Here is a 19,746-nt window from a genome sequence, read left to right on the forward strand (position 1 = left end):
ATGAAATCATTGTTCAGCAAGCTTAATCCTTTCGGGGACGCGACAACCAAACTGATCACCCATGATCTGAGCCGTCTCAATGGGATTCAGCAGGGTCTTGGTGACAAGACGGTCAAATATGTGCTGACAGGTGAGCCGGAAACGGTGCTTTCGACATTGTCGCAGGCGGTTGGCGGTGAACTGCTGCAGGTGGGCGTGTCCTATGTCCACTATAGCAAAACCGAGGATTGTCATCTGCGACGCCAGCTCTTGTTGCTGGATATGCAGCCCTTTGATGGGGAACTACTGGTGCGCTATGCGCAGGTGCTGGCGGCCTCTTCGGGGTCGCGGTCTGACAGATGGCTTGGGTCTGATAAAATCCCGGCCCCTCTGCGCGTGTATTTCACCGAAGTTGCGATAGCGGCCTGCGATCCACAACAGCGCTGGTCGAGCAAAGTGCGTGACACGCCACCCAAGGGTCTGACGAAGGATCATCTGGTGCCGATGGCGCAGGCGTTTGGTGGGACGGTGCCGCAGTTGTTCGAAGTGCTGTTTTGGGAAAACAATGAATATGGCACCCAAAGCATCAAGCCTTATCGTGAACTAACCGACATACGTGCCTTGGTCCTGGCCCATACCGATGACGCGCTGAAAGGCGTCGCCAAAGTCCCCGCCCAAGGCCGTGAGGCGTTTGTCAAAGCGCTGCATGCGTGGAAGCTGGCTGATCAGCAACCATTCCTCGACTTTGTTCTGGCCGCTGCGGGCGATGCTTCGAAATCTGTGCGCGGGGCAGCTGTATCGGTTCTGCGTAATGTGTCTGCCAATATCATCGAGCCGCTGGCGGCTGCCCAGCTGTCCAAAGGCACGGTGGGCGTGCGGGCCGGGATGGTTGAAATTCTGGCCGGTTTGGGGACCACATCAGCGCAAGAAACCCTGCGCGCCCATCTGAAAACCGAAAAGACCGCACGGATTGTCGCCGCGATTGAGAACACGTTCTCGGCCGGTGAGATCACCGGGGATGGCGCGCAGACAGCTGACGATGCGACGGGCTATACCGCGATTGACGGCAGTCGGGTTGAGATCCCGCCTTTGATGCCGTTGCAGGATGGCCCCGGGGTTCAGCTGACTGCAGAGGATCGCAAGCAGCTGAAAGAAGCGATCGCTGCCCAGAATGAGAAGACGAAAGCGCATAACGCGAAATATCCAAAGGGCTATCAGGCCCCGATCCTTGGCGCGAAGTTCATTGGTCATCTAGAGGCCCATTTGGCCGACACGCTTCAGGATGACGGGGCCCGGCAAATGGTTCGCCAATTCTTGATGCGTAACCCCGGTGGCTGGACCGCGCAGGTGCTTGACCGGATGTCCGAGAACGACGCGATGGGCCTTGCGTTTCGGTCCATCCATCATCTGCCGGCCTGGATCAGCGCCTACCGCCACGGCCCGTTCGAGGATTATTTTCACAAATACCTTGCGTCCGACCGTGCCGATCTGCGGGCGATGGATGCGCTATGGCAAGAGATGGGCTTGCAAATCACCGTGGGCGGTTGGCACGATCGCAAAGCGCGCAAGGTGATCAAGGGTGATCTGTTGCGCCAGATGATGCCGGAGTATGCCAGCCTTGCCTATGATGCGCCTGACATGATCGGCGATGCGGCGCTCTGGCCTTATGTCGCCGATAATTTTGACGTGATGGATCACGCGATGGGCGTGTCGTCCAACACCGAGGTGAAGTTAAGCCAGACGATGGCGATCCGGTTCCTGGCTGCGTTGCCCAAGACACCGATGCGGTATTTTGTGCCTCTGCTGGAAATCGCGACCGGCGAGCGTAAGACCGGCAAGGCCGAGGCGCGTGCGCTGCTGGCCGATATTCCGCAGGTCACTGACCGTCTGATCACCCTGCTGAAAGACAGCCGCCAGGTGATCCGCAAGGGTGCTGCCGAATGGCTGGGCGCACGTGGGAATACCGAGGCGATCCCGGCCCTGAAGGCGCAATTGAAAAAGGACAAAAGCGAGCTTGCCAAGGCCGCGATCCTGACGGCGCTTGAGGCCTTGGGTGAGCCGCTGGATAGCTATGTCGGCCCCACGGCCCTGATCCGCGAGGCCGAGCTGGGCTTGAAAAAGGCCAAGTTTGACAAGCTGGATTGGCTGAACCGTGATCACATGCCGCCTGCCAAGTTCAAGTCGGGCAAGGCGGTCCCAACTGACGTGCTGTCATGGTGGATATTTCTGGCTTTCAAGCTGAAACAACCAGGCGGCAATGCGCTGTTTGAGATTTATCTTGATCAGTTGGCCCCGGATAGTGCGGCCAGTTTTTCGCAGTGGATCTTTGACAGCTGGATCACCTACGACACTGTTGTGCCTTCGGATGAAGAGGCGATTGCCTATGCCGACACACACGTCGCCCAACGACAGCAGGCCTATAAACGCTGGTATCCCGACATGACCCGCGACCAGATTTATGCCCAGCTGAAACGCGAGGTGAAGTCGCAGTATCAAAACACGGGCGCCGCAACCAAAGGTATCCTTGCGCTGGCTTCACGTGTGCCGCCGCAGATCGCCGCCGACAAGGTTCGCGCCTATCTGCGCAATCATGGATCCCGGACATCGCAGGCGTCATCCTTGCTTGAGGTGCTTGCCCATAAGGGTGATCCGGTGTCCTTGCAGGTTGTGATTGCGGCTGCGACCCGGCTTAAGCAAAAGGGCGTGCAGAACTTTGCGGGCGAGCTGGTTCAGCAGGTGGCCGATCTGATGAACTGGTCCCTGGACGAACTGGCGGACCGGACGATCCCTGCTGCTGGCATGAATGATGACGGCTACGTTGATCTGCCTTGCGGGGTTGATGAGAAACCCTATCGCGCCACATTGGGTGATGATCTGACTTTTGTGCTAACCAATCCGGACGGCAAGGTGGTCAAGGCGCTCTCGTCTGGGACCGATGAGGCGACGAAGGCGTCGAAAAAGCAACTCAGCGCTTCCAAGAAAGAGCTAAAACAAGTGATCACCATGCAGACAGCGCGGCTTTACGAGGCGCTGTGTGGTGAACGCGTCTGGCCGCTGGCGGACTGGCAGCGTGACCTGGCGGATCATCCGATCATGCGCCGTTTGCTGGCGCGTCTGGTCTGGCAGGGGTTGGATGCAGATGGCAAGGTCATGGGCGATTTCCGCCCCACGATTGAGGGTGAGTTTACCGATGCGCATGATGAAGAGGTCGACATCAGCGCCTTTGCCGGTATCCGACTGGCCCATGGCGCGACCCTTTCGGGCGCCGCCGCGGACGCTTGGGCGGTGCATCTGAAGGACTATGAGGTCAAACCATTGTTTGCCCAATTCGGGCGCAGCCTGATCCGGTTGCCGGATGATCAAAAGGACGCGGTTGAAATCGTGGATCGCAAGGGCTGGGTGACCGAAACCTTTGCCCTGCGCGGTGTTGCGACCAAGCTGGGCTATGAACGGGGTCAGGCCGAGGATGGCGGGTGGTTCTACAACTATTACAAGTCATTCAAAGGCGTCGGTCTTAAGGCGTCAATCGCGTTTACGGGGAATTACCTTCCCGAAGAAAACCGCAATGCCGCCCTGATATCGCTGAGCTTTGAAAAGGCCCAGGGACGGTTTGGGCAAACGGTGAAACTGTCAGATGTGCCGCCTGTCTTGCTGTCTGAATGCTGGAACGACTTTCACGCAATGGCTGCCAAGGCCAGCTATGATCCTGATTGGGAAAAGAACGTACAATGGTAGATGAAATCCAGCGCGCACCCGCCGAGCTGCGTTATGGCGAAGAAATCGCCCGGTTGATGGCCGCCGATACGGCCCCCAAACCCAACGGCTGGCGCTTGTCCCCGCGCGCGGTACGACGGTTTATCCTGGGCGACGCGTCGCTGGATGTGCAGCAGAAATTCTTTGGAGATGATCCTTTGGTCGACCGCTGCATCGTGTCTTTGATGGGGCATCAGGGTTTGATGCTGGTGGGTGAACCCGGCACGGCGAAATCACTGTTGTCGGAATTGCTGGCGGCGGCCATCAGCGGGACATCGAAGCTGGTTGTGCAAGGATCTGCGGGGATTATCGAGGATCACCTGCGCTATGGCTGGAACTATGCGTTGTTACTGGCCGAAGGGCCGAGCGATCGTGCTTTGGTGGCATCCCCCATCCTGAGTGCGATGCGAAACGGTCAGATTGCTCGGATTGAGGAGCTGACCCGCTGCGCGCCAGAGGTGCAGGATGCGATTATTTCGTTGATGTCCGAAAAAACGATTGCGATCCCTGAACTGGGGCCTGAGGTTGAAAGCCGGGCCATTCCGGGTTTCAACCTGATCGGCACGGCCAACCTGCGGGACCGGGGCGTGCATGATATGTCGAGCGCGTTGAAACGGCGGTTCAATTTCGAAACGGTGCAGCCCATTGCCGATGCGCAGTTTGAGAAAGAGCTGATCAGCCGGCAGGTGGCGCAGCGGATGGCCGAAAGCCCGATTGCGCCTGCGGTGCCGCATGATGTGCTTGATCTGGTGGTAGATGTGTTCCGGGATTTGCGCACCGGGACGACGGCTGATGGGGCTAGTGTCGCCATTCCCAACAGCGTGATGTCGACGGCTGAGGCTGTGAACGTGACCCATGCCGCCGTGTTGGAAGCGGCGTATCTGGATGATGGCACGCTGACAGCGGGGCATGTGGCGCGCCAGTTGGGTGGCACGGTGTTCAAGGATGATCCAGAGGACGCCCGCAAACTGCGCGCCTATGTCGATCAGATTGCAAAGCCGCGTGCGCGCGGATCCCGCGCATGGGCTGCGTTTTACAAGTCTGCCAAAGAAAGCCTGCGTGACTGATCGTGCGACATTTGCGGCATTGCGCTCGGACCTGTTTCAGCCGGATCGGGGACTTTATGTGGTGCCTGTGCGCCACCATTCGCCGGCCTGCGCATGGGCATTGCGTGCGCTGATCGCCGAGGTGAAACCGGCCCATGTGTTGATTGAGGCGCCGGGCGATTTTGCCCCGCAAATCCCGCTGTTGCTCGACCCCGATACCAAGCCGCCAGTGGCTTTGGTTTCCTTGGTTGATGATGCGGGTGATCGCGGGCGGGTTGCCGGGTATTACCCGTTATGCGACCACTCGCCGGAGTATGTCGCCTTGCAGGCCGGTGCCGCTATTGGTGCGGAGATGCAGTTCATTGATGCCCCCGCTGCGACCAAGGCAATGCGCGGCCAGTTAGACGGGACCGCGCCTGTTTCACTGCTCGATGAGCAGCGGTTCGATTCCAGTGATTATGTCACCGCGCTGGCCCGTGCCACGGGGTGCCGGGATGGGTTTGAGCTTTGGGATCATTTGTTTGAAACCCGGCTGGGGCAGACCGATTGGCAGTTGTTTTTCGGCGATGTGGGCGTTTATTGCGCGGGCATTCGCGCCGCCACACCGCAGACGCAGATTGATGCGACCGGTGATACCATACGCGAGGTTTACATGGCCCGTGCGGTCAAAAAGGCATTGGCCGCTGGCGGTCCGGTTGTTGTGGTTGTGGGCGGTTTTCATGCGCCTGCTCTGTTAGGTGATCTGGATGATCTGCCAACACCCGAAAAACCAAAGGGCACGGCAGAGTGTTATCTGATCCGTTACGGGTTCCGCGCGCTGGATGCGCTGAACGGCTACGCTGCCGGGTTGCCGCAGCCGGGGTATTACCAGGCGCTGTGGGATCGGGCGCATGCGGAAGAAACCCCCTACGATCTGGGGATTGACCTGCTGACGGATTTCGCGACCCGGATGCGTTCAGAGGGGCATGACCTGTCCTTGCCTGCACAGGCCGAGGCGATGCGCGTGGCCGAAGGGTTAGCTGCACTGCGTGGGCGTTCGGGTGCGATGCGCCATGATCTGATTGACGGGGTGCGCGCGGCGCTGATCAAAGGGGAAACGGCCGCTCAGGATATCTGGACCACGCGGTTTCAGGCGTTCCTGTGCGGGGACCGGTTGGGGGATGTGCCTGCCTCTGCCGGGTCGCCGCCTTTGGTGGAGGATGTGCGCCGCCGCGCGCGCGCCCACCGCCTTGATATCAGTGACAGTGCGCAGCGGACGCGCAAGCTGGATATCCGCCGCAAGGACACACATTTGGCCACGTCCCAGTTTCTGCACGCGATGGGGTTGATCGGGTCGCCCTTCGCCAGCCGAACGGCAGGGCCTGACTACGTCAGCGGCGTGCAAACCACGCTTTTGTTTGAGCATTGGCAATACGCCTGGTCGCCGCAGACCGAGGGGCATCTGATCAATCAGGCGGTTCTGGGGGATGACTTGCCGACTGCCTGCCTTGCCTTCATGCATCGCGAACGCGCGGCGTTGATTGCGCAAGGCCATGCCCGTGATCTACCGAAGCTGGTTGATATGCTGGTGCGCGGTCTTTTGGCAGGGCTGGGTGCGGAACTGGGGCCTTTCGTCGTGCAATTGGGCAGTGACATCCAGAACCATGGGACTTTTGCAAGCGTGACCGTTGCGCTGCGTCGGTTGTTGTTTGTGATGCAATCCTCGGGGCCACTGGCAGTGGCCGAAGCGCTTGATCTGCGGGGGGTTTTGGGCGCGGCATATGGGCGGTTGGTTTACCTCTGCGATGATCTGCCCAACACGTCAGATGAGAACACGCAAGAGCGCCTGGATGCGCTGCGCATGATGAATGAAATTCTGCGCGATTGCGCGGCGATTGGGCTTGATCGCAGCCTGCTGGATGCGGCTATTGACCGGGTGGCGCTGGCCACCACCAACCCGGTTATTCTGGGGGCCATTCTGGCGGTTTGCGTGCAGGCGGGAACGCGGCCCGCGGCGGAACTGGTGCAGGTCATGGAAGGGAAGCTGACAGGGGTCAGCCTTGATACTGCCGATCAAATTGGCGTGCTGCGCGGTATCCTGCACACCAGCCCGTCGCTTTTGTGGCATGCGGATGGGCTGCTGGCCGTGGTCGATGCGTTCATTCGCGGCATTGACGAGGCGCATTTTCTGGATCTGCTGCCGCATCTGCGGTTGGCGTTCACCCAGTTGAACCCGCGCGAAACGGACCGTGTGGCGCATGAACTGGCTGCATTGATGGGCGTGCAGGCCGGTGGTCTGATCAGTCATGACACGCAGGTCTCTGACGCTGATCTGGCCGAAGGGCTGCGGGTTGAGAAGGCGCTGCATGCGTCATTGGCGACCGATGGTTTGACCGAATGGATCACGGGCGGGGTGGCGTCATGAGCGAGGGGGCAAGACGCTGGCGTCTGGCCCTTGGCCGCTATGCCAATCAGCAGTTGGGCGGTCTTGGGGGGCAGGACGGGCTTATGGATCAAACGCTCGATTATCTTTATGGCCGTGAATATCAGGGGCGCGGGCTGGAACAGGATCGTGGACCGGGATCGCTGGACCCGACGCAGATGCAGGCGCTCAATTGGCTTGGCAAGGCCAAGGGGCTGTTCCCGCAATCGGTGTTTGAGACGTTGCAGGGGCATGCGTTGGACCGTTATGGGCTGACCGATCTGCTGAAAGACCCCAAAACGCTTGATAGTCTGGAACCCAATCAGGATCTGCTCAGGGTGCTCTTGGGTTTTCATGACCGTGCTGACCCCGCGATCAAGGCCAAGTTGCGCGAAGTGGCGGACCGCATCATTCGTGACATCATGGAACGGTTGCGTCACGACGTGATGCGCGCGTTTTCGGGACGCCGGAACCGGTTTCGCCGCTCCAATATCCCGTCAGCTGCGAATTTCGATTGGCGCAATACGTTGCGTGAGAACCTCAAGACCTATGACCCGGAGACCCGCCGGATTATTGCGCAGACCCTGCGCTTTAACAGCCGCGAAAAGCGCCGGTTGCCGTGGACGGTCGTGCTGTGCGTCGATCAATCAGGCTCGATGACCGACAGTGTGATCCACTCGGCGGTGATGGCCGCCATCCTGTGCGGTCTGCCGGGTGTGACGGTGAAGATGGTTCTGTTTGATACCTCGATCATCGATGTGTCCGACCGGCTGACCGATCCGTTGGACACGTTGTTGTCGGTGCAACTGGGCGGCGGGACCAACATTGGCCGTGCGGTGACCTATTGCGAGGATTTCATCGCAGACCCCGAACGCACGGTCTTTGCCCTGATCACAGACTTTGCCGAAGGGGCATCGCCCCGCGCGCTTTATGCAGCGCTTGCCCGGATGTCGGAGGCGCGGGTGCGGATGATTGGATTGGTGGCGCTGGACGAACAGGCCACGCCGTATTTTGATCCGATGATTGCGGGCAGGGCGGCTGACATCGGCATGCAGGTGGGGGCGATGACGCCCGACAAGTTTGCGGAGTGGTTGGCGGAGATCATGACATGACCCTGTCTGCGATGATCGCCGTGCACGATGAAACAGCCCTCGCGGCCCTTGCGTCAGTGGGTGTGGTCCGCCGCGCGAAACGCGATTTTGAGGCGGGCAAGGCAGTTGTTGAAAGCCGTGATGAGGCGGCGGCCACGGTGACGGCGGATGGCAAGGCCGTCATGATCCCGGCTGCCGGGCTGCCGGCGGCGACTTGCGATTGTCCGGCGACCGGCATTTGCAGGCATATCTTATTGGCTGTTTTCGCACTGCGTGAGGATCCATCGGCCGAAATGGCCCCGGTGACATCCGCCACTGATGAGTTGCACGCGCTTGACGAAGCGGGTTTGCGCAAGTTTGCCGGGGCTGACTGGGACAAGGCAATTAATCTGGCACGGATCAGCGGGCGGGCCACATTGACGGAAGATGGGGCAAACCTGTCAGTGCAACTGCCGGATGTTGCGTTTCCGGTCGTGTTTCTGGCGGGGCAGGGGCTGGCGGGCGCTGTCTTCAAAGGTGCCAAGAGCGCCAAGCGGCGGATGACGGCGGCGGCGGCATTGGTTGCGCGCCAGCGCTCAGGCGCACAGACGTTGGATCAGATCACGCAAGACGAAGACCAGATTGCGCAAATGTCGCCTGCGTTTCTGGGGAGGGTGCAGGCGGCAATTACGGCGTTGGTCGCAGGTGTCTTTGGCGGCGGGTCCGTGGTGGCCGAGGATTTGGTGTTTGATTTGTCGATCTCGGCGCGCGCGCAAGCCGCACCGCGCTTGACCGCACTGTTGCGTGGGTTGGTGCAGCAATCGCGCAAGCAACGCGCACATCACATCGCATTCCGTGAGGATCGGTTTTTGGCCGATGCCGCTCGCGCCTATGCTTTGGCCAAGGCGTTGGCGCAGCATCCGGAGGACACGCAACTGACCGGAACCTTACGGCGCAATTACCGCGATCATGACGATATTGATCTGATCATGCTGGGGGCTGTGCAATGGACAGCCGCAAGTGGCGCACGTGGGTTGCGGCTCTATGGCTATGCCCCCGCGACGGGTGCCTGGTACACCACGGGACAGGCGCGGGGGGCCGGAATGGACCCCGGGTTTTCGCCCCGCAATGCGTATGACGCGCCGCTTTGGGCCGGTGGTATCGCGCGCAAACTGATCGGTGGACAGGTGTATTTGCGACGGCCGCGGGTGTCAGATGACAACCAGATCGCCTGGGATCATGGGTCGGTCGAGCGCCGACCGATACCTGATTTGGTTGAGGCCGGCGTCGCCTTGCAAAACTGGGCTGCCGCGCGGGAAGACATTGCCAAACGTTCACCTGTCGGATTGCGTGGAACAGGTGCTCCGGTGCCGGTCTTGCTGGCCCCGTCGCATATCGGTGACGCGCAGTTTCATGATCTTGAGCAGCGCTATCAGGTAACAGTGGCGGACAACAGCCATACGGCCATCGCGCTGACGATCCCTGCTGATCAGCATGCGACAGTGGATTGGCTCCATCGCAATAAGGCTGCGGTGCAGGCCATGTTGTGCGAGGTGACGGCGGTTGATCTGCGGCAAGAGCTGATGCTGATTGCGATCCTTTTCAAGGCGGGGGATGGCAAGTTGCAGGTCATGAACCTGACACTGGATCAGACGACACCGCAGAAAATGGCATTTGGGGATCGCGCTTTATCGTTTCTCAAAGACAAGGTCAGGTTTGGCACTGCGGCCCAACCTGCACCAAGTACTGGGCAAGTTGAGATACTGTGCCATGCTGTATTCGATGCAACAGCGGAAATCCTTCGTTTTGGTCAGTCTCAGGCCCTTGATGCATTGGGCTGGCGCGCGGATGCGTTGCAATTGGCTCTTTTGGCCCAAGCATTGCGCGATCTTGCCAAGGATCCTACCGCAGATAACGCCATGCGGGTCAGTTATTTGTCGACCCAAGCCATCTTGCACGGTTAGGTATTGTGCCGCACACCAACGGCTGGCTCGGAGGCCATGATCTGGTGCATGGTAACATGATGCATCTTGGCAACGGGCACCCTGATCAATAGCAGGAATGGGCTGACGGCGTTGGCCCGCAATTTCTGCACGAACAAAATGCCGCAATTGCAAAGCTGGTTGGTTTGAGCTCTATGCCGCCCTTAGACCGGCCGTTGCATCTCCGGGGTTCTGCGGTGCCGATCCGCCAGAGACGGCCCATTCCTGCCGTCGAAAACCTAGTGGCTATGATGCGGTGCGGCCCACCAAAAGAGACATTCGCCGCGCGTGCAAAACATTGCGCCACACGAACTCACAGCCTGTGGAACACAGTGGCCGACCGATGCCGCGTCGGCTGGTGTGTGTACGTTCGCGGCAGGATCGCCCCGATTGTCAATTACCGGCAGCCGGTACCGCCGATCCCATCGCGGGCGATGACCTGATCTGTCGGGCAGCGGGGCATCATGACAGGGGCTGCCATAACTGGCGCAGCCTCAATCATGGGTTCTTCGAGGACGACAGGTTCGGGTTGCGGTGCGCTACAGGCCGCTAGCACGAAAAATAGGCCCAAAGTCAGCTTCTTCATGGGACATCATCCTGTTTGCTATAAAAATATCCGCCTGCGCGAAACCTAAAACTGCGCCTTTCCTTTGGCAATTCTTTCGCCGATTTCTTCATCTCCGCGGCCTGCGTGCTGAGGTCTTTCAACATGGCCATCTGACCGGCGTCATAGGCGGTTTTCAAAGCCGCCACTTGATCGGCGCTCAGCTCGGTGTAATGCACTGCGCGCTCAAAATGCGGGGGCCCTTGCCCCAACACGTTCTCGGTTGCCGCATCAAAATGATCGCCAAGGTTCTGGGTCAGATAGGCCAGTTGGTCCTCCGACCCCGATAGCGGCTGATACGACGATTGCAAAAGGCGCACCTCCTGGGTGTCGGTGTCAATCGCAACAGCCCCTGCCTCCTCCAATGTGTCCAGCATGGTGCGCGGGTGGATGTCCTTGCGCACAACCTTGGCCAGCGCCTCAAATGACGGCGCAGGGCCGTTTTTTGGCAAGTCACGCCCGCCATAGTCCTGTTCCGTTTGCCATAGCGCCAAGAGCCGCGCGAGGTGATGCGGGCGCGGCTCTGGCACAGGCAAGGCACGCAGACGCGCGATATCGCGCCGCTGCAAACCGGTCAGCACCGACAGGCGGCTATCGGTCAGTTTGCCATCACTCAGCCCCTTCGCCGCTTCGACATAGTGGGCCTTGAGCCGTTCGGAGAGTTCAGGAAACTGGACCCCACGCGCAACCATCAGCCGGGCGAAAGGGGCGAGCAGTCTATCAAGCAAATCAATCATAATGTGCAATATGCACATTTATATTGACAGGTCTATCGCATTCTGAATATGTGCAATTAACACATTTATTGGAGATGGCAGATGATTATCGCCCCAAAGACATTGCTCATGATCAACGCAACCGCACTTTTGTGCGCGTGTTCGGTGCCAAATGCGCAGACCAGCAGCAATCCGGCTGGCACACCCCTCGCGGCGCCGATCGTAACACCCGAAGCCAGCGCTGCACCCATGGCGATGGAGGCCCCGGCCGTCGTCATCGCGCCACCCCCATCGTCTCGCGCCAGCAATGCGCGCGCTGGCGTGGTGACCGCAGGCGACATCAATGACACCCTGAACCTGCCTGCTTTCCTGCGCTTCCAGAACACAGCCTCAGACGGGCTCAACCTGCGCAAAGCCAACCTGACCGAGCCCGTCATGGTGCAACTGCGCGGCCCCTCCGGCACGCCAGCCCCGGGCGTGCGCGTTACGCTGCGGCGTCCGGGTGCCGCTGATCCGTTCTATGACGGCTACTCCGGCGTTGACGGCATGATCAGCGTCTTTCCCGCCACTCTGGGGCAGTCGCGCATGCGCAATGTCGAGTTGCGCGCCTTCCCGGGTGGGGACGGCCCCGCCATCGTCAAAACCCTCGCCACAAGCACGACCCGGCAGGCCGTCACTCTGCCCGTTGAAAGCGCATGGGCGCCCGACTTCTTGGATCTGGTGTTTGTGGTCGACACAACCGGCAGCATGAGCGACGAACTGACATGGTTATCGCAGGAAATCACGCAGATCACCCGGCAAGCGCAAAGTGCCGCCCCGGGTGTCGATATCCGCTTCGGGCTGGTGGTCTATAAGGCCCCCGCCGACCCATACGTCGTGAAATCCTATGGTTTCACCAGCGACGTCGGACAATTCACCCGCTGGATCGCGTCCGAACGGTCATCAGGTGGGGCAGGCGGACCCGAAGTCGTCGCCGACGCGCTCAATACCGCCGTGCAGCTGGACTGGCGGCGGGGCAGGGGCGAACGCCTGATCTTCCAGATCGGGGATGAACCACCCCACCCGCTCAGGACCCGCACCTACTATGACGCTGCACAAACCGCCGCGGCGAATGGCATTCAGGTCTTCGGGCTTGCGGCGAGCGGGGTTGAGGCGCAACTGGAATACCTTATGCGACAAGGGGCGGTGATGACCGGCGGCCGGTATCTGTTCCTGACCGACGACAGCGGCGTCGGGCTATCCCATGCCGAACCCACGATCTCTTGCTATCAGGTCACGCGGCTGAACGATCTTGTGGTCCGCGTCCTGCGATCAGAACTCAGCGGACGCCGGGTTGAGGCGGCCCCATCCGAGGTCATCCGCGAGGTTGGTAGCTATCAAAACGGCATTTGCCGGAATTGAGCCAACAGGCGGGGAGAGAGGCGAGCACGGCCCAAAGCCGGCCTCCATCAACGGCCTTCGGTTCTGCGGTTGCAGCCGGCTTTCCGGCCATTGGGCGCGCGTGCCATATCTGGCGATGGCCGAACTGGTAATCTGTTGGGCAAAGCGGAGTATGGATTTTTCGCCTCGTTGCCGCAGCGGTCATCGCCGACCGATTTCGAACGCCAGAGCCAAGCCAGCTTGTCGGTCGGCATTCCGCTTTACACATGCATGGCATGCTTTCAGCCGAGGACGCATTTCGCTTGCTACCTCAACACCACCAGCCCCTCATCGACGCTGTAGACCATGCGCTGACCGGGCAGGATCACAGTGTTGACACCTCGGTCCAGAAACCGGCGGGGTGGACCGACAGGTGCCGCATAGCCAAGCAAACCGGCATTGTCGCCACGCGTGATCAGGCCCTTTGCGACAATCCTGTTGGCTCCATCAAGGCCGCTTGAATAGGCTAGCCCCGACCCGGCAGAGATTGTCACAACACCATTCAGCTGAACATCAGGTGCGGCCCAGTTCATCCGAAAACCCCGACCAGTCCATGAAAGAGAGACAACCCCACCTGCTTCCCGGTTCGCACGGTAACCACCGTAATCAGCGATCACCAACTGCTGACCATCGGTCGCGGGCGAGTTTTCGACGGTCCTGATGAAGGATGGCAGCTCCATCTCGCCGACCAGCGGATCTGACTGCGCCCTTTGCACCCAGATCAGGCGCGAAGCATCACGACCGCTGCAATCAATCCGCCCGGTTGCGACGTTTGTCACGGCACAGACACCCTCAACCAGAACGACCGCCCCGTTTGACCCGTTTCCGACGAGTGTCGGGGTTGTCCCGGTCCGCTGGGCAAAATTGATAGGCACGGACCAGCGCCGGGTCATTCCATTACTGCGATGATCGATGCGAACCAACGCCGTATCGGTTGCCACGTAAACGGCGCTTTGGTCTCCGCCAATGGGTTCGACAGGCATATTGTTCGTTGGACGCCCGCTTCCAACCTGCACGCATGATCGCAAGCGGCCCGTACGCGGATTGGCGTTGACCAGATAGGTTGTGCGTTGCTCACCTGTGCGGAAAACGACGGGCACCGCCAATGTGCTATCCCAAAGTGGCACCGCATTGGACGCGCTGTACCCCATGCGCCCCTCTGCACGGCAAAGCTGTGCGACAGTCGGTTCATCGAACCGCACCTGACGCAGGCAACGCAGCGGGCCATCGCGATCCTCAAACACAAGCAAGGCCGGGTCGCGTCCGCTACACGGGCTGCCGCGATGCATGGCTGGCCGCAAACCGGTGGGCTGTGGGACGACAATCAGGTCCGGCCCCGTTCCCCCCGATAGCGCGACGATGTTCCAACTGATCGACCCTACGCGCGTGAGCTGAAATCCGGCCTCAAAGGCCACATTCGGTGAAGTCTGATAGCGAAACAGATGGGTCAATGATGCACCATAAAGTGCCCCACGCCCCGTTTCGACCAACCATGGCGAGGTGCCCCTGACACCGTCTCCATGGCTGGCCAAACTGGCCGTTCCATTCCCGGTCGGGCCCGCTCTGCTGCTAAAAGCCGCCTGTGCAGACGATCCGTGGCCCATCGCCCAATCACTCGCCAGAGCCGGATTGCGGGGTGGCTCGGCAGCAACGACGCTGCCGCAAAGGATCAGAACAAAAATAAACAAACTGCGCATTTTAGGTCTCCGGGTAATGGATCAGGTCTGGATCGGTTGGTTGGCTGAACTTATCTCAGCCGCTGCCATACGCGTTGCCCTTCGCCGCTGCGGCCTGTGCTGGAAGACCAGTTCCGACGCCGCTCGCCGCTATTGCGGTCAAACCTTGATGTGCTTTCGCTTTCATTGATACGTCCGCCTGACCCGGTGTAGGTTGACTGGCTATTACACGCACCAGTGCTGCAAGACCCAGCGCCGTTGTTTGTCCACGTCCCGCCATTGGCCGTTTCGCCAATCACTGACCGGGTCCAGCTTTGCGTCTCTGGATCCCAGGTCTGGACAACATCACGCGTGTATCCGGTGCCATTGCTGCGCAAAACCTCCGTTTGTGTTACGCGGGTATTGCCGTCTCGGGCGACGGATGTCGTGGCTTGCGATGTGACGCCGTTTGGTCCGACAGTGGTACGCTCGGACCGCCAATCAGCATTTGCAGTGCTCACACTCGACACAAGCAGCGCGCTCGATAACAAAAGAAACTTCATTTCCATTCTCCTTTGCAGGTATTGTGATGCGTCCCTTTTTGGCAGCCCCGTGTTGCCCGGGAATGTCCGGCACATTTCAAATTGTGACGTTTTGTTAACGCAGGCCCGCTGCCACTGGTTTGGAACGGGGATGCTGCTGTATGACTATGGAATGAAAGCCCCGCCGCGCATATTCCTGGTCGAGGACGATCCCGAGATCGGCGCGCTGACACAATCGCAGCTTTCGCAAGAGGGCTTCGATGTGCGGCTGGCCGTGGATGCAGCGGGGCTGGATAGGCTGATGGCCAAGGAGCAACCACATATGGTGATCCTCGACCTGATGTTACCGGGTGAGGATGGTCTCTCGATCTGTCGCAGGCTGCGGCTGACGTCCGATGTCCATATCCTGATGCTGACCGCAAGGACCGATGAAATCGACCGTGTTGTCGGATTAGAGCTTGGCGCAGACGACTATCTTGGCAAACCATTCAGCATGCGCGAACTGGTTGCCCGGATACGCGCGGTGATGCGACGCGGGGCGCCCGACAGGGCCCCGGCCAATGTGACACTGCACTTTGAGGCGTTTCACGCGCATCTTGACCGGCTGGAGCTACGGCGCGGTGATAAGGAAATCACACTGACTTCGGGCGAATTTGCCTTGTTGCGGGTCTTTTTACAGAATCCGGGCCGCGTGCTGTCGCGCGATCAACTGATGGACATGAGCCAGGGCAGGGTGGCTGATAGCTTTGACCGCACAGTCGACGTCCAGATCAGTCGGTTACGCGCCAAACTTGGCGAGAACCCGCGTGATCCGCGCATGATCAAGACAGTCCGCAACGCAGGCTACATCTTCACATCCGAGGTCCGGCGGTGAAGCGGATCAGGTTTGGTTCATTTGCCCGGCTGGTTGCCATTTTTGCGCTTGTCCTGCTGATCTTGCAGCTGTTTCTTGTCTGGCTTTACGCCAATGATCGCGCAGATGGCGACCAACCCGGATACCGTTTTCCGCTGCCTGAACGCGTCGTGGCCATGGCGCAGCTGGTCGAAACATCAGACGATCCTACCGCCGCTTTGGTCGCGCTGAACGGACCTGATCTGCGGGTCGAAATCACAGACCTTCGGATCAGCAATCTGGCCCCCGCCGCACATCGCATGGCGGCGGTTGACCGACTGTTTGAAGATAACGAGACCCTGCTGCAGGGGCGCGAAGTTGCCGTGTTTGCCGCCCTGCCTGATCAAATCACCGAAAACGAGCTTCGGATTGGCGACCGGTCGATCTGGACCAGGTATCCGATGCGGATTGCGCTGGAACTTAGGGATGGTACCGCGTTGATCGTGGAAACCCGCGGTGATCTGTTGACGCAAGTCTATTCGGTTCCATTGGGCTGGTGGTCGGGCATCTTTGCCTCTGTCGCCGCACTGATCGTATTGTTTGCCTTGCATGTGGAAACCCGCCCCTTGGTACGACTGGCCAAGGCCGCCGAGCAATTCGGACGCGACGGGAAACCCAAGGATGTCCCCCTTGGCGGGTCGCAAGAGGCCCGCGCGCTGATTGCCAATTTCAACGCGATGCAGTCAAAGATTGACGATTTGCTGCAACGACGTGGTGTGATGCTGGGTGCGCTAGGGCACGACCTGCGCACACATCTGACCCGGTTAAGGTTGAAGATTGAGGCGCGCGCGCCCGCCGACAACGAGGCCACTTTGATGCGTGATATCGCGCAGATGGAACGCGTGTTGGAAAGTTGCCTTGATCTGGCAGAACAGGCGATGTCGAAACGCTTAGAGATGATCGACCTGAACGGTTTTGTGGCCGCGGTTGTCGCAGACTACGATCATGACATCGTCAGCCTGACAAAGAAAAGCGGCGAGGTGTTCGCCATGGCCGATCCCGTCGGTCTTGAGCGTATTTTGACCAATTTGCTGAGTAACGCACTCAAGTTCGGAACGCGGGCAGAAATCACAATCATTGAGGACCCGCCGACCATATGTGTCAAAGATGACGGGCCCGGCATCGCACCAGCGGACTTGGAAAGGGTCATGAGACCATTCGAAGTTGCTGATAACGCACGCACACAAAGCCAAAGCGGGAGCGGGCTTGGGTTGACGATATCGCAGATGCTTGCGGAGGCACAGGGCGGGAAGCTAGTGCTCGGCGCCAGTGAAGGTGGCGGATTATCTGCAGAATTAAGGCTCTCAAATTCCTGAGGCTGATAACGGCCCATGCTGGACCTTCGCATAAGCTTTATGTGGCGGCGCTCGTGGCCCACTTAGCGGCAATTGCGTAATTGAGGTCGTTGCGAACGGGCGATGTGCGGAACAAGGCGACAGGTCCACGTGTTGACGCAAATAGCTGCCATCAAGACTTCCATGCGTCCACAGATCTCGCCACTTTGTCGAGCAAGCTGTGAAGCTGCTCCTTTTCTCCTTGGGTCAGCCCTGCCAATATCGCGTCTTCGCCATGAGGGAAAAGCGCAATGATCTGGTCATGAATGGTGCGGCCCTCTGGTGTACCCGAAGAGCCGAGGGAACCGATGCGAAACCCGCGTTCAATGCTGTCATATCCAGAATTGGAAAGGCTCGCGAGGAAACACGTCCCAGCGAGCCTCGTGGAGTTCGGCAGCCGTCGGCGCTCAATTAGTCAACTTTGAAGTAAGCGTCAGCCGACATCTCGGTCGGCCGAACCTCGCAACGGTTCACGTCGCCGCCGCCGTAGCGCAGACGCTGACCATCCTGATCGACCATTACCAAATCCATGTCCATGCAGTCCGATACGATAAACGGCGGACCGTTCACGCAGTCAGCCACCTCGACGGCGACCCCGATCTGGAGTGGGCAATCGGCCATGTTGAGGGCCTCCCAGATCTGGGGCGCATCGACAAAGATCTCAACACGCGAAAAGTCGTTTGTCATGTTGACCTCCATCGCACCCGGGACGATGGTCGACGCGCCCTGTGGGTCCCAAGGGCCGCTCGAATGGTACTTGAACAACGGCATTTGCAGCGCCTCGTCCGCAAAAATCTCGAAGATCAGGTCTTGCGCGGTTTCGGTGAAGACCGTTGTGACTTGTAGATACGCGGTGCTGCCATCGGGGGCGGGCTGCTCGCCTATCCCGGTTTTCCATGTGCCAAGCACGTCGTCTGGCTTTGTTGCAAAAGCAAGCGTTGGTGTCAGTAAACCGATACAAAGTGCGAGAAGTGAGGTCTTTAAGGGCATTGTAGCTTCCTTTCATGGGCTGAGTAGGAAACGGTCGCGCATGAGTGAGCGACCGGCGAGAGCGTTATCCAAGAGGGATCAGGGGCAGGCCCATCAGAGCTTGTGCAAAGATGGCGAAGGTCAGTGTGGCATAGACGAATGCCGCGATGCGGATGGTTCGGACGGCACCGGGGGCCTCTTTGCCACGACCAAGCCAAAGCGCCAGAAGCGGCAGCGCCTGCATGGCGTGCAACGATGCGAAATGTGCCGGGCGCAGGTCACCCGTGACGCCAGACCAGCCAACCAGCGGCAAAGTTGGCGCGCCGTCGGGGTGCACGCCAACGAACCGGGTGCTGCCGGAGCTCATGTAGCCTGCAACGATCATCGTCAGCACGAAGGTCAGCAGAAATCCCAGCCAGATCGCTTCGCGCAGAGCCGGGCTGAGGGATGCAGCCTGATCGCGCTTGACGACCCACCCCACGACGGCTGTCCCGATGACAAGTGCCACCGCGCCTACGGCCATGACGGTCGAGTACATTAACTCGGTAAAGGGTGTGGACAGATTGAAATGCGATGCCTCTCCGCGCCCGGCCTGATACATCATGTAGGCCATTTCAGACAGAAACGCGGCCCCCATGACCCAGCCGGTAGCCCGGAGTGTCCAGCCGTCGCGGCCCGGCGCAGACAGCCGGGTCTCGACCAACGCCAGCGTTCCAAAGAACAGCGCGAAACTTAGCGCGAACTTGACCGGCTTCATCCAGACCGGGACACCTTCGATCAGGCGCGGGTCCACAAAACTCCACAGGAGAGACAGGACAGCAAGGACAATTGCGACAACAGTCAGCGTCGTGAATTGGGTCGGGGCAGGGGCGGAGACAACGGGTAGATTGGTTTCATGCAAAGACATAATGCGTTCCTTCAAGCGATTTGGTTTGTGTCGGAAGACGCCGGGCGCGCAGACCCAACTCGGTCAGGGCGGCGATCAGAAAGCCGAGCGGTCCGAGCATGAAGGTCGATAGCAGGATTGGTGTCTGCACCAGCCGGCCCACGCCGACGCGATCCATTCGGGCCGCCATCACCGCCCCGATGAACAGATCAAAGGCGAGAAAGTGCACCCAGGCCGCAAGCAGCGCCCAGTCGTCGGCCAGAAGCGTTGCGACATTGGATAGGCTGTCAAATCCTCCACCCATGCCCGAGAAGCGGCTGAAGATCAGCGCGGCATAGACGGCAGACAGACCTGCGGGGATGATCCAGAGCGGGATCGCGTTGAACCAGGTAAAGCGCCGCGGACCAAGGACGAGCAAAGCCCATCCAACCATCGCGGCGGTGCCAACATAAGAGAAGAGGATTTCTGGGGTCATTTTATATCACCACTGTAAATTTC

Annotated in this window: 16 protein-coding genes; 8 read left to right on the forward strand and 8 right to left on the reverse strand. The window is 59.6% G+C overall.

All coding sequences use genetic code 11. The annotated features are described in order from the left end of the window. Genes AABB31_RS03885 through AABB31_RS03905 form a run of 5 tightly spaced genes read left to right on the forward strand, consistent with a single transcriptional unit; the run spans position 1 to position 10,213 of the window. On the forward strand, positions 1 to 3,714 hold the full coding sequence (locus AABB31_RS03885) for a DUF4132 domain-containing protein (protein ID WP_342075759.1): 3,714 nt from the start codon (positions 1 to 3) through the stop codon (positions 3,712 to 3,714). After that, on the forward strand, positions 3,708 to 4,799 hold the full coding sequence (locus AABB31_RS03890; RefSeq protein ID WP_342075758.1) for an AAA family ATPase: 1,092 nt from the start codon (positions 3,708 to 3,710) through the stop codon (positions 4,797 to 4,799). The genes AABB31_RS03885 and AABB31_RS03890 overlap by 7 nt, the downstream gene beginning before the upstream one ends. After that, positions 4,792 to 7,182 carry a DUF5682 family protein gene (locus AABB31_RS03895; protein ID WP_342075757.1) on the forward strand — a complete coding sequence of 797 codons (2,391 nt, stop codon included), beginning with the start codon at positions 4,792 to 4,794 and terminating at the stop codon, positions 7,180 to 7,182. Before AABB31_RS03890 ends, AABB31_RS03895 begins: the two co-directional genes overlap by 8 nt. After that, on the forward strand, positions 7,179 to 8,291 hold the full coding sequence (locus tag AABB31_RS03900) for a VWA domain-containing protein (protein ID WP_342075756.1): 1,113 nt from the start codon (positions 7,179 to 7,181) through the stop codon (positions 8,289 to 8,291). The genes AABB31_RS03895 and AABB31_RS03900 overlap by 4 nt, the downstream gene beginning before the upstream one ends. Beyond that, the gene (locus AABB31_RS03905; protein WP_373635446.1) at positions 8,288 to 10,213 is read left to right on the forward strand and encodes a hypothetical protein; all 1,926 of its coding nucleotides are present in this window, start codon (positions 8,288 to 8,290) and stop codon (positions 10,211 to 10,213) included. Before AABB31_RS03900 ends, AABB31_RS03905 begins: the two co-directional genes overlap by 4 nt. Here AABB31_RS03905 and AABB31_RS03910 read toward each other — a convergent pair. From AABB31_RS03910 to AABB31_RS03920, 3 genes are all read right to left on the reverse strand, one after another. Then, positions 10,210 to 10,344 (reverse strand): hypothetical protein, encoded by a 135-nt coding sequence (locus AABB31_RS03910; protein ID WP_342075753.1) that lies wholly within the window; start codon positions 10,342 to 10,344, stop codon positions 10,210 to 10,212. The two genes, AABB31_RS03905 and AABB31_RS03910, sit on opposite strands and share 4 nt — an antisense overlap. A gap of 284 nt (positions 10,345 to 10,628) precedes the next feature. Continuing rightward, positions 10,629 to 10,817 carry a hypothetical protein gene (locus AABB31_RS03915; protein WP_342075752.1) on the reverse strand — a complete coding sequence of 63 codons (189 nt, stop codon included), beginning with the start codon at positions 10,815 to 10,817 and terminating at the stop codon, positions 10,629 to 10,631. Then, a complete protein-coding gene (locus AABB31_RS03920) occupies positions 10,814 to 11,563 on the reverse strand; it encodes a DUF6502 family protein (RefSeq protein ID WP_373635447.1) in 750 nt (249 codons plus the stop codon). Before AABB31_RS03920 ends, AABB31_RS03915 begins: the two co-directional genes overlap by 4 nt. A gap of 90 nt (positions 11,564 to 11,653) precedes the next feature. Here AABB31_RS03920 and AABB31_RS03925 point away from each other — a divergent pair, with 90 nt between their 5' ends. After that, a complete protein-coding gene (locus AABB31_RS03925) occupies positions 11,654 to 12,952 on the forward strand; it encodes a vWA domain-containing protein (RefSeq protein WP_342075750.1) in 1,299 nt (432 codons plus the stop codon). Positions 12,953 to 13,236: 284 nt separating this feature from the next. On the opposite strand, the gene AABB31_RS03930 is transcribed toward AABB31_RS03925, so the two are convergent. Next, complete coding sequence (locus AABB31_RS03930) at positions 13,237 to 14,667, reverse strand: hypothetical protein (protein ID WP_342075749.1); 1,431 nt, start codon at positions 14,665 to 14,667, stop codon at positions 13,237 to 13,239. 50 nt (positions 14,668 to 14,717) lie between these two features. Further along, positions 14,718 to 15,188 carry a hypothetical protein gene (locus tag AABB31_RS03935; RefSeq protein ID WP_342075748.1) on the reverse strand — a complete coding sequence of 157 codons (471 nt, stop codon included), beginning with the start codon at positions 15,186 to 15,188 and terminating at the stop codon, positions 14,718 to 14,720. Between the two features lie 130 nt (positions 15,189 to 15,318). Here AABB31_RS03935 and AABB31_RS03940 point away from each other — a divergent pair, with 130 nt between their 5' ends. Next, positions 15,319 to 16,041, forward strand: a complete 723-nt coding sequence (locus tag AABB31_RS03940; protein WP_342075747.1) for a winged helix-turn-helix domain-containing protein — start codon at positions 15,319 to 15,321, stop codon at positions 16,039 to 16,041. Further along, positions 16,038 to 17,375, forward strand: a complete 1,338-nt coding sequence (locus AABB31_RS03945; protein ID WP_342075746.1) for an ATP-binding protein — start codon at positions 16,038 to 16,040, stop codon at positions 17,373 to 17,375. Before AABB31_RS03940 ends, AABB31_RS03945 begins: the two co-directional genes overlap by 4 nt. A gap of 429 nt (positions 17,376 to 17,804) precedes the next feature. On the opposite strand, the gene AABB31_RS03950 is transcribed toward AABB31_RS03945, so the two are convergent. From AABB31_RS03950 to AABB31_RS03960, 3 genes are all read right to left on the reverse strand, one after another. Then, complete coding sequence (locus AABB31_RS03950; protein ID WP_342075745.1) at positions 17,805 to 18,383, reverse strand: hypothetical protein; 579 nt, start codon at positions 18,381 to 18,383, stop codon at positions 17,805 to 17,807. A gap of 64 nt (positions 18,384 to 18,447) precedes the next feature. Continuing rightward, a complete protein-coding gene (locus AABB31_RS03955; protein WP_342075744.1) occupies positions 18,448 to 19,269 on the reverse strand; it encodes a hypothetical protein in 822 nt (273 codons plus the stop codon). Beyond that, on the reverse strand, positions 19,256 to 19,723 hold the full coding sequence (locus tag AABB31_RS03960; protein ID WP_342075743.1) for an ABA4-like family protein: 468 nt from the start codon (positions 19,721 to 19,723) through the stop codon (positions 19,256 to 19,258). The genes AABB31_RS03955 and AABB31_RS03960 overlap by 14 nt, the downstream gene beginning before the upstream one ends. Positions 19,724 to 19,746: the final 23 nt, after the last annotated feature.

The organism is Yoonia sp. SS1-5, from assembly GCF_038443705.2.
GTDB lineage: Bacteria > Pseudomonadota > Alphaproteobacteria > Rhodobacterales > Rhodobacteraceae > Yoonia > Yoonia rhodophyticola.

Excerpts from the sequence above, each read along its gene's own strand:
- AABB31_RS03930 (WP_342075749.1), bottom strand. The coding sequence starts at position 14,667 with ATGCGCAGTTTGTTTATTTTTGTTCTGATCCTTTGCGGCAGCGTCGTT.
- AABB31_RS03960 (WP_342075743.1), bottom strand. The coding sequence starts at position 19,723 with ATGACCCCAGAAATCCTCTTCTCTTATGTTGGCACCGCCGCGATGGTT.
- AABB31_RS03885 (WP_342075759.1), top strand. The coding sequence starts at position 1 with ATGAAATCATTGTTCAGCAAGCTTAATCCTTTCGGGGACGCGACAACC.
- AABB31_RS03935 (WP_342075748.1), bottom strand. The coding sequence starts at position 15,188 with ATGAAGTTTCTTTTGTTATCGAGCGCGCTGCTTGTGTCGAGTGTGAGC.
- AABB31_RS03915 (WP_342075752.1), bottom strand. The coding sequence starts at position 10,817 with ATGAAGAAGCTGACTTTGGGCCTATTTTTCGTGCTAGCGGCCTGTAGC.
- AABB31_RS03955 (WP_342075744.1), bottom strand. The coding sequence starts at position 19,269 with ATGTCTTTGCATGAAACCAATCTACCCGTTGTCTCCGCCCCTGCCCCG.
- AABB31_RS03890 (WP_342075758.1), top strand. The coding sequence starts at position 3,708 with ATGGTAGATGAAATCCAGCGCGCACCCGCCGAGCTGCGTTATGGCGAA.
- AABB31_RS03925 (WP_342075750.1), top strand. The coding sequence starts at position 11,654 with ATGATTATCGCCCCAAAGACATTGCTCATGATCAACGCAACCGCACTT.
- AABB31_RS03905 (WP_373635446.1), top strand. The coding sequence starts at position 8,288 with ATGACCCTGTCTGCGATGATCGCCGTGCACGATGAAACAGCCCTCGCG.
- AABB31_RS03900 (WP_342075756.1), top strand. The coding sequence starts at position 7,179 with ATGAGCGAGGGGGCAAGACGCTGGCGTCTGGCCCTTGGCCGCTATGCC.
- AABB31_RS03950 (WP_342075745.1), bottom strand. The coding sequence starts at position 18,383 with ATGCCCTTAAAGACCTCACTTCTCGCACTTTGTATCGGTTTACTGACA.
- AABB31_RS03940 (WP_342075747.1), top strand. The coding sequence starts at position 15,319 with ATGCTGCTGTATGACTATGGAATGAAAGCCCCGCCGCGCATATTCCTG.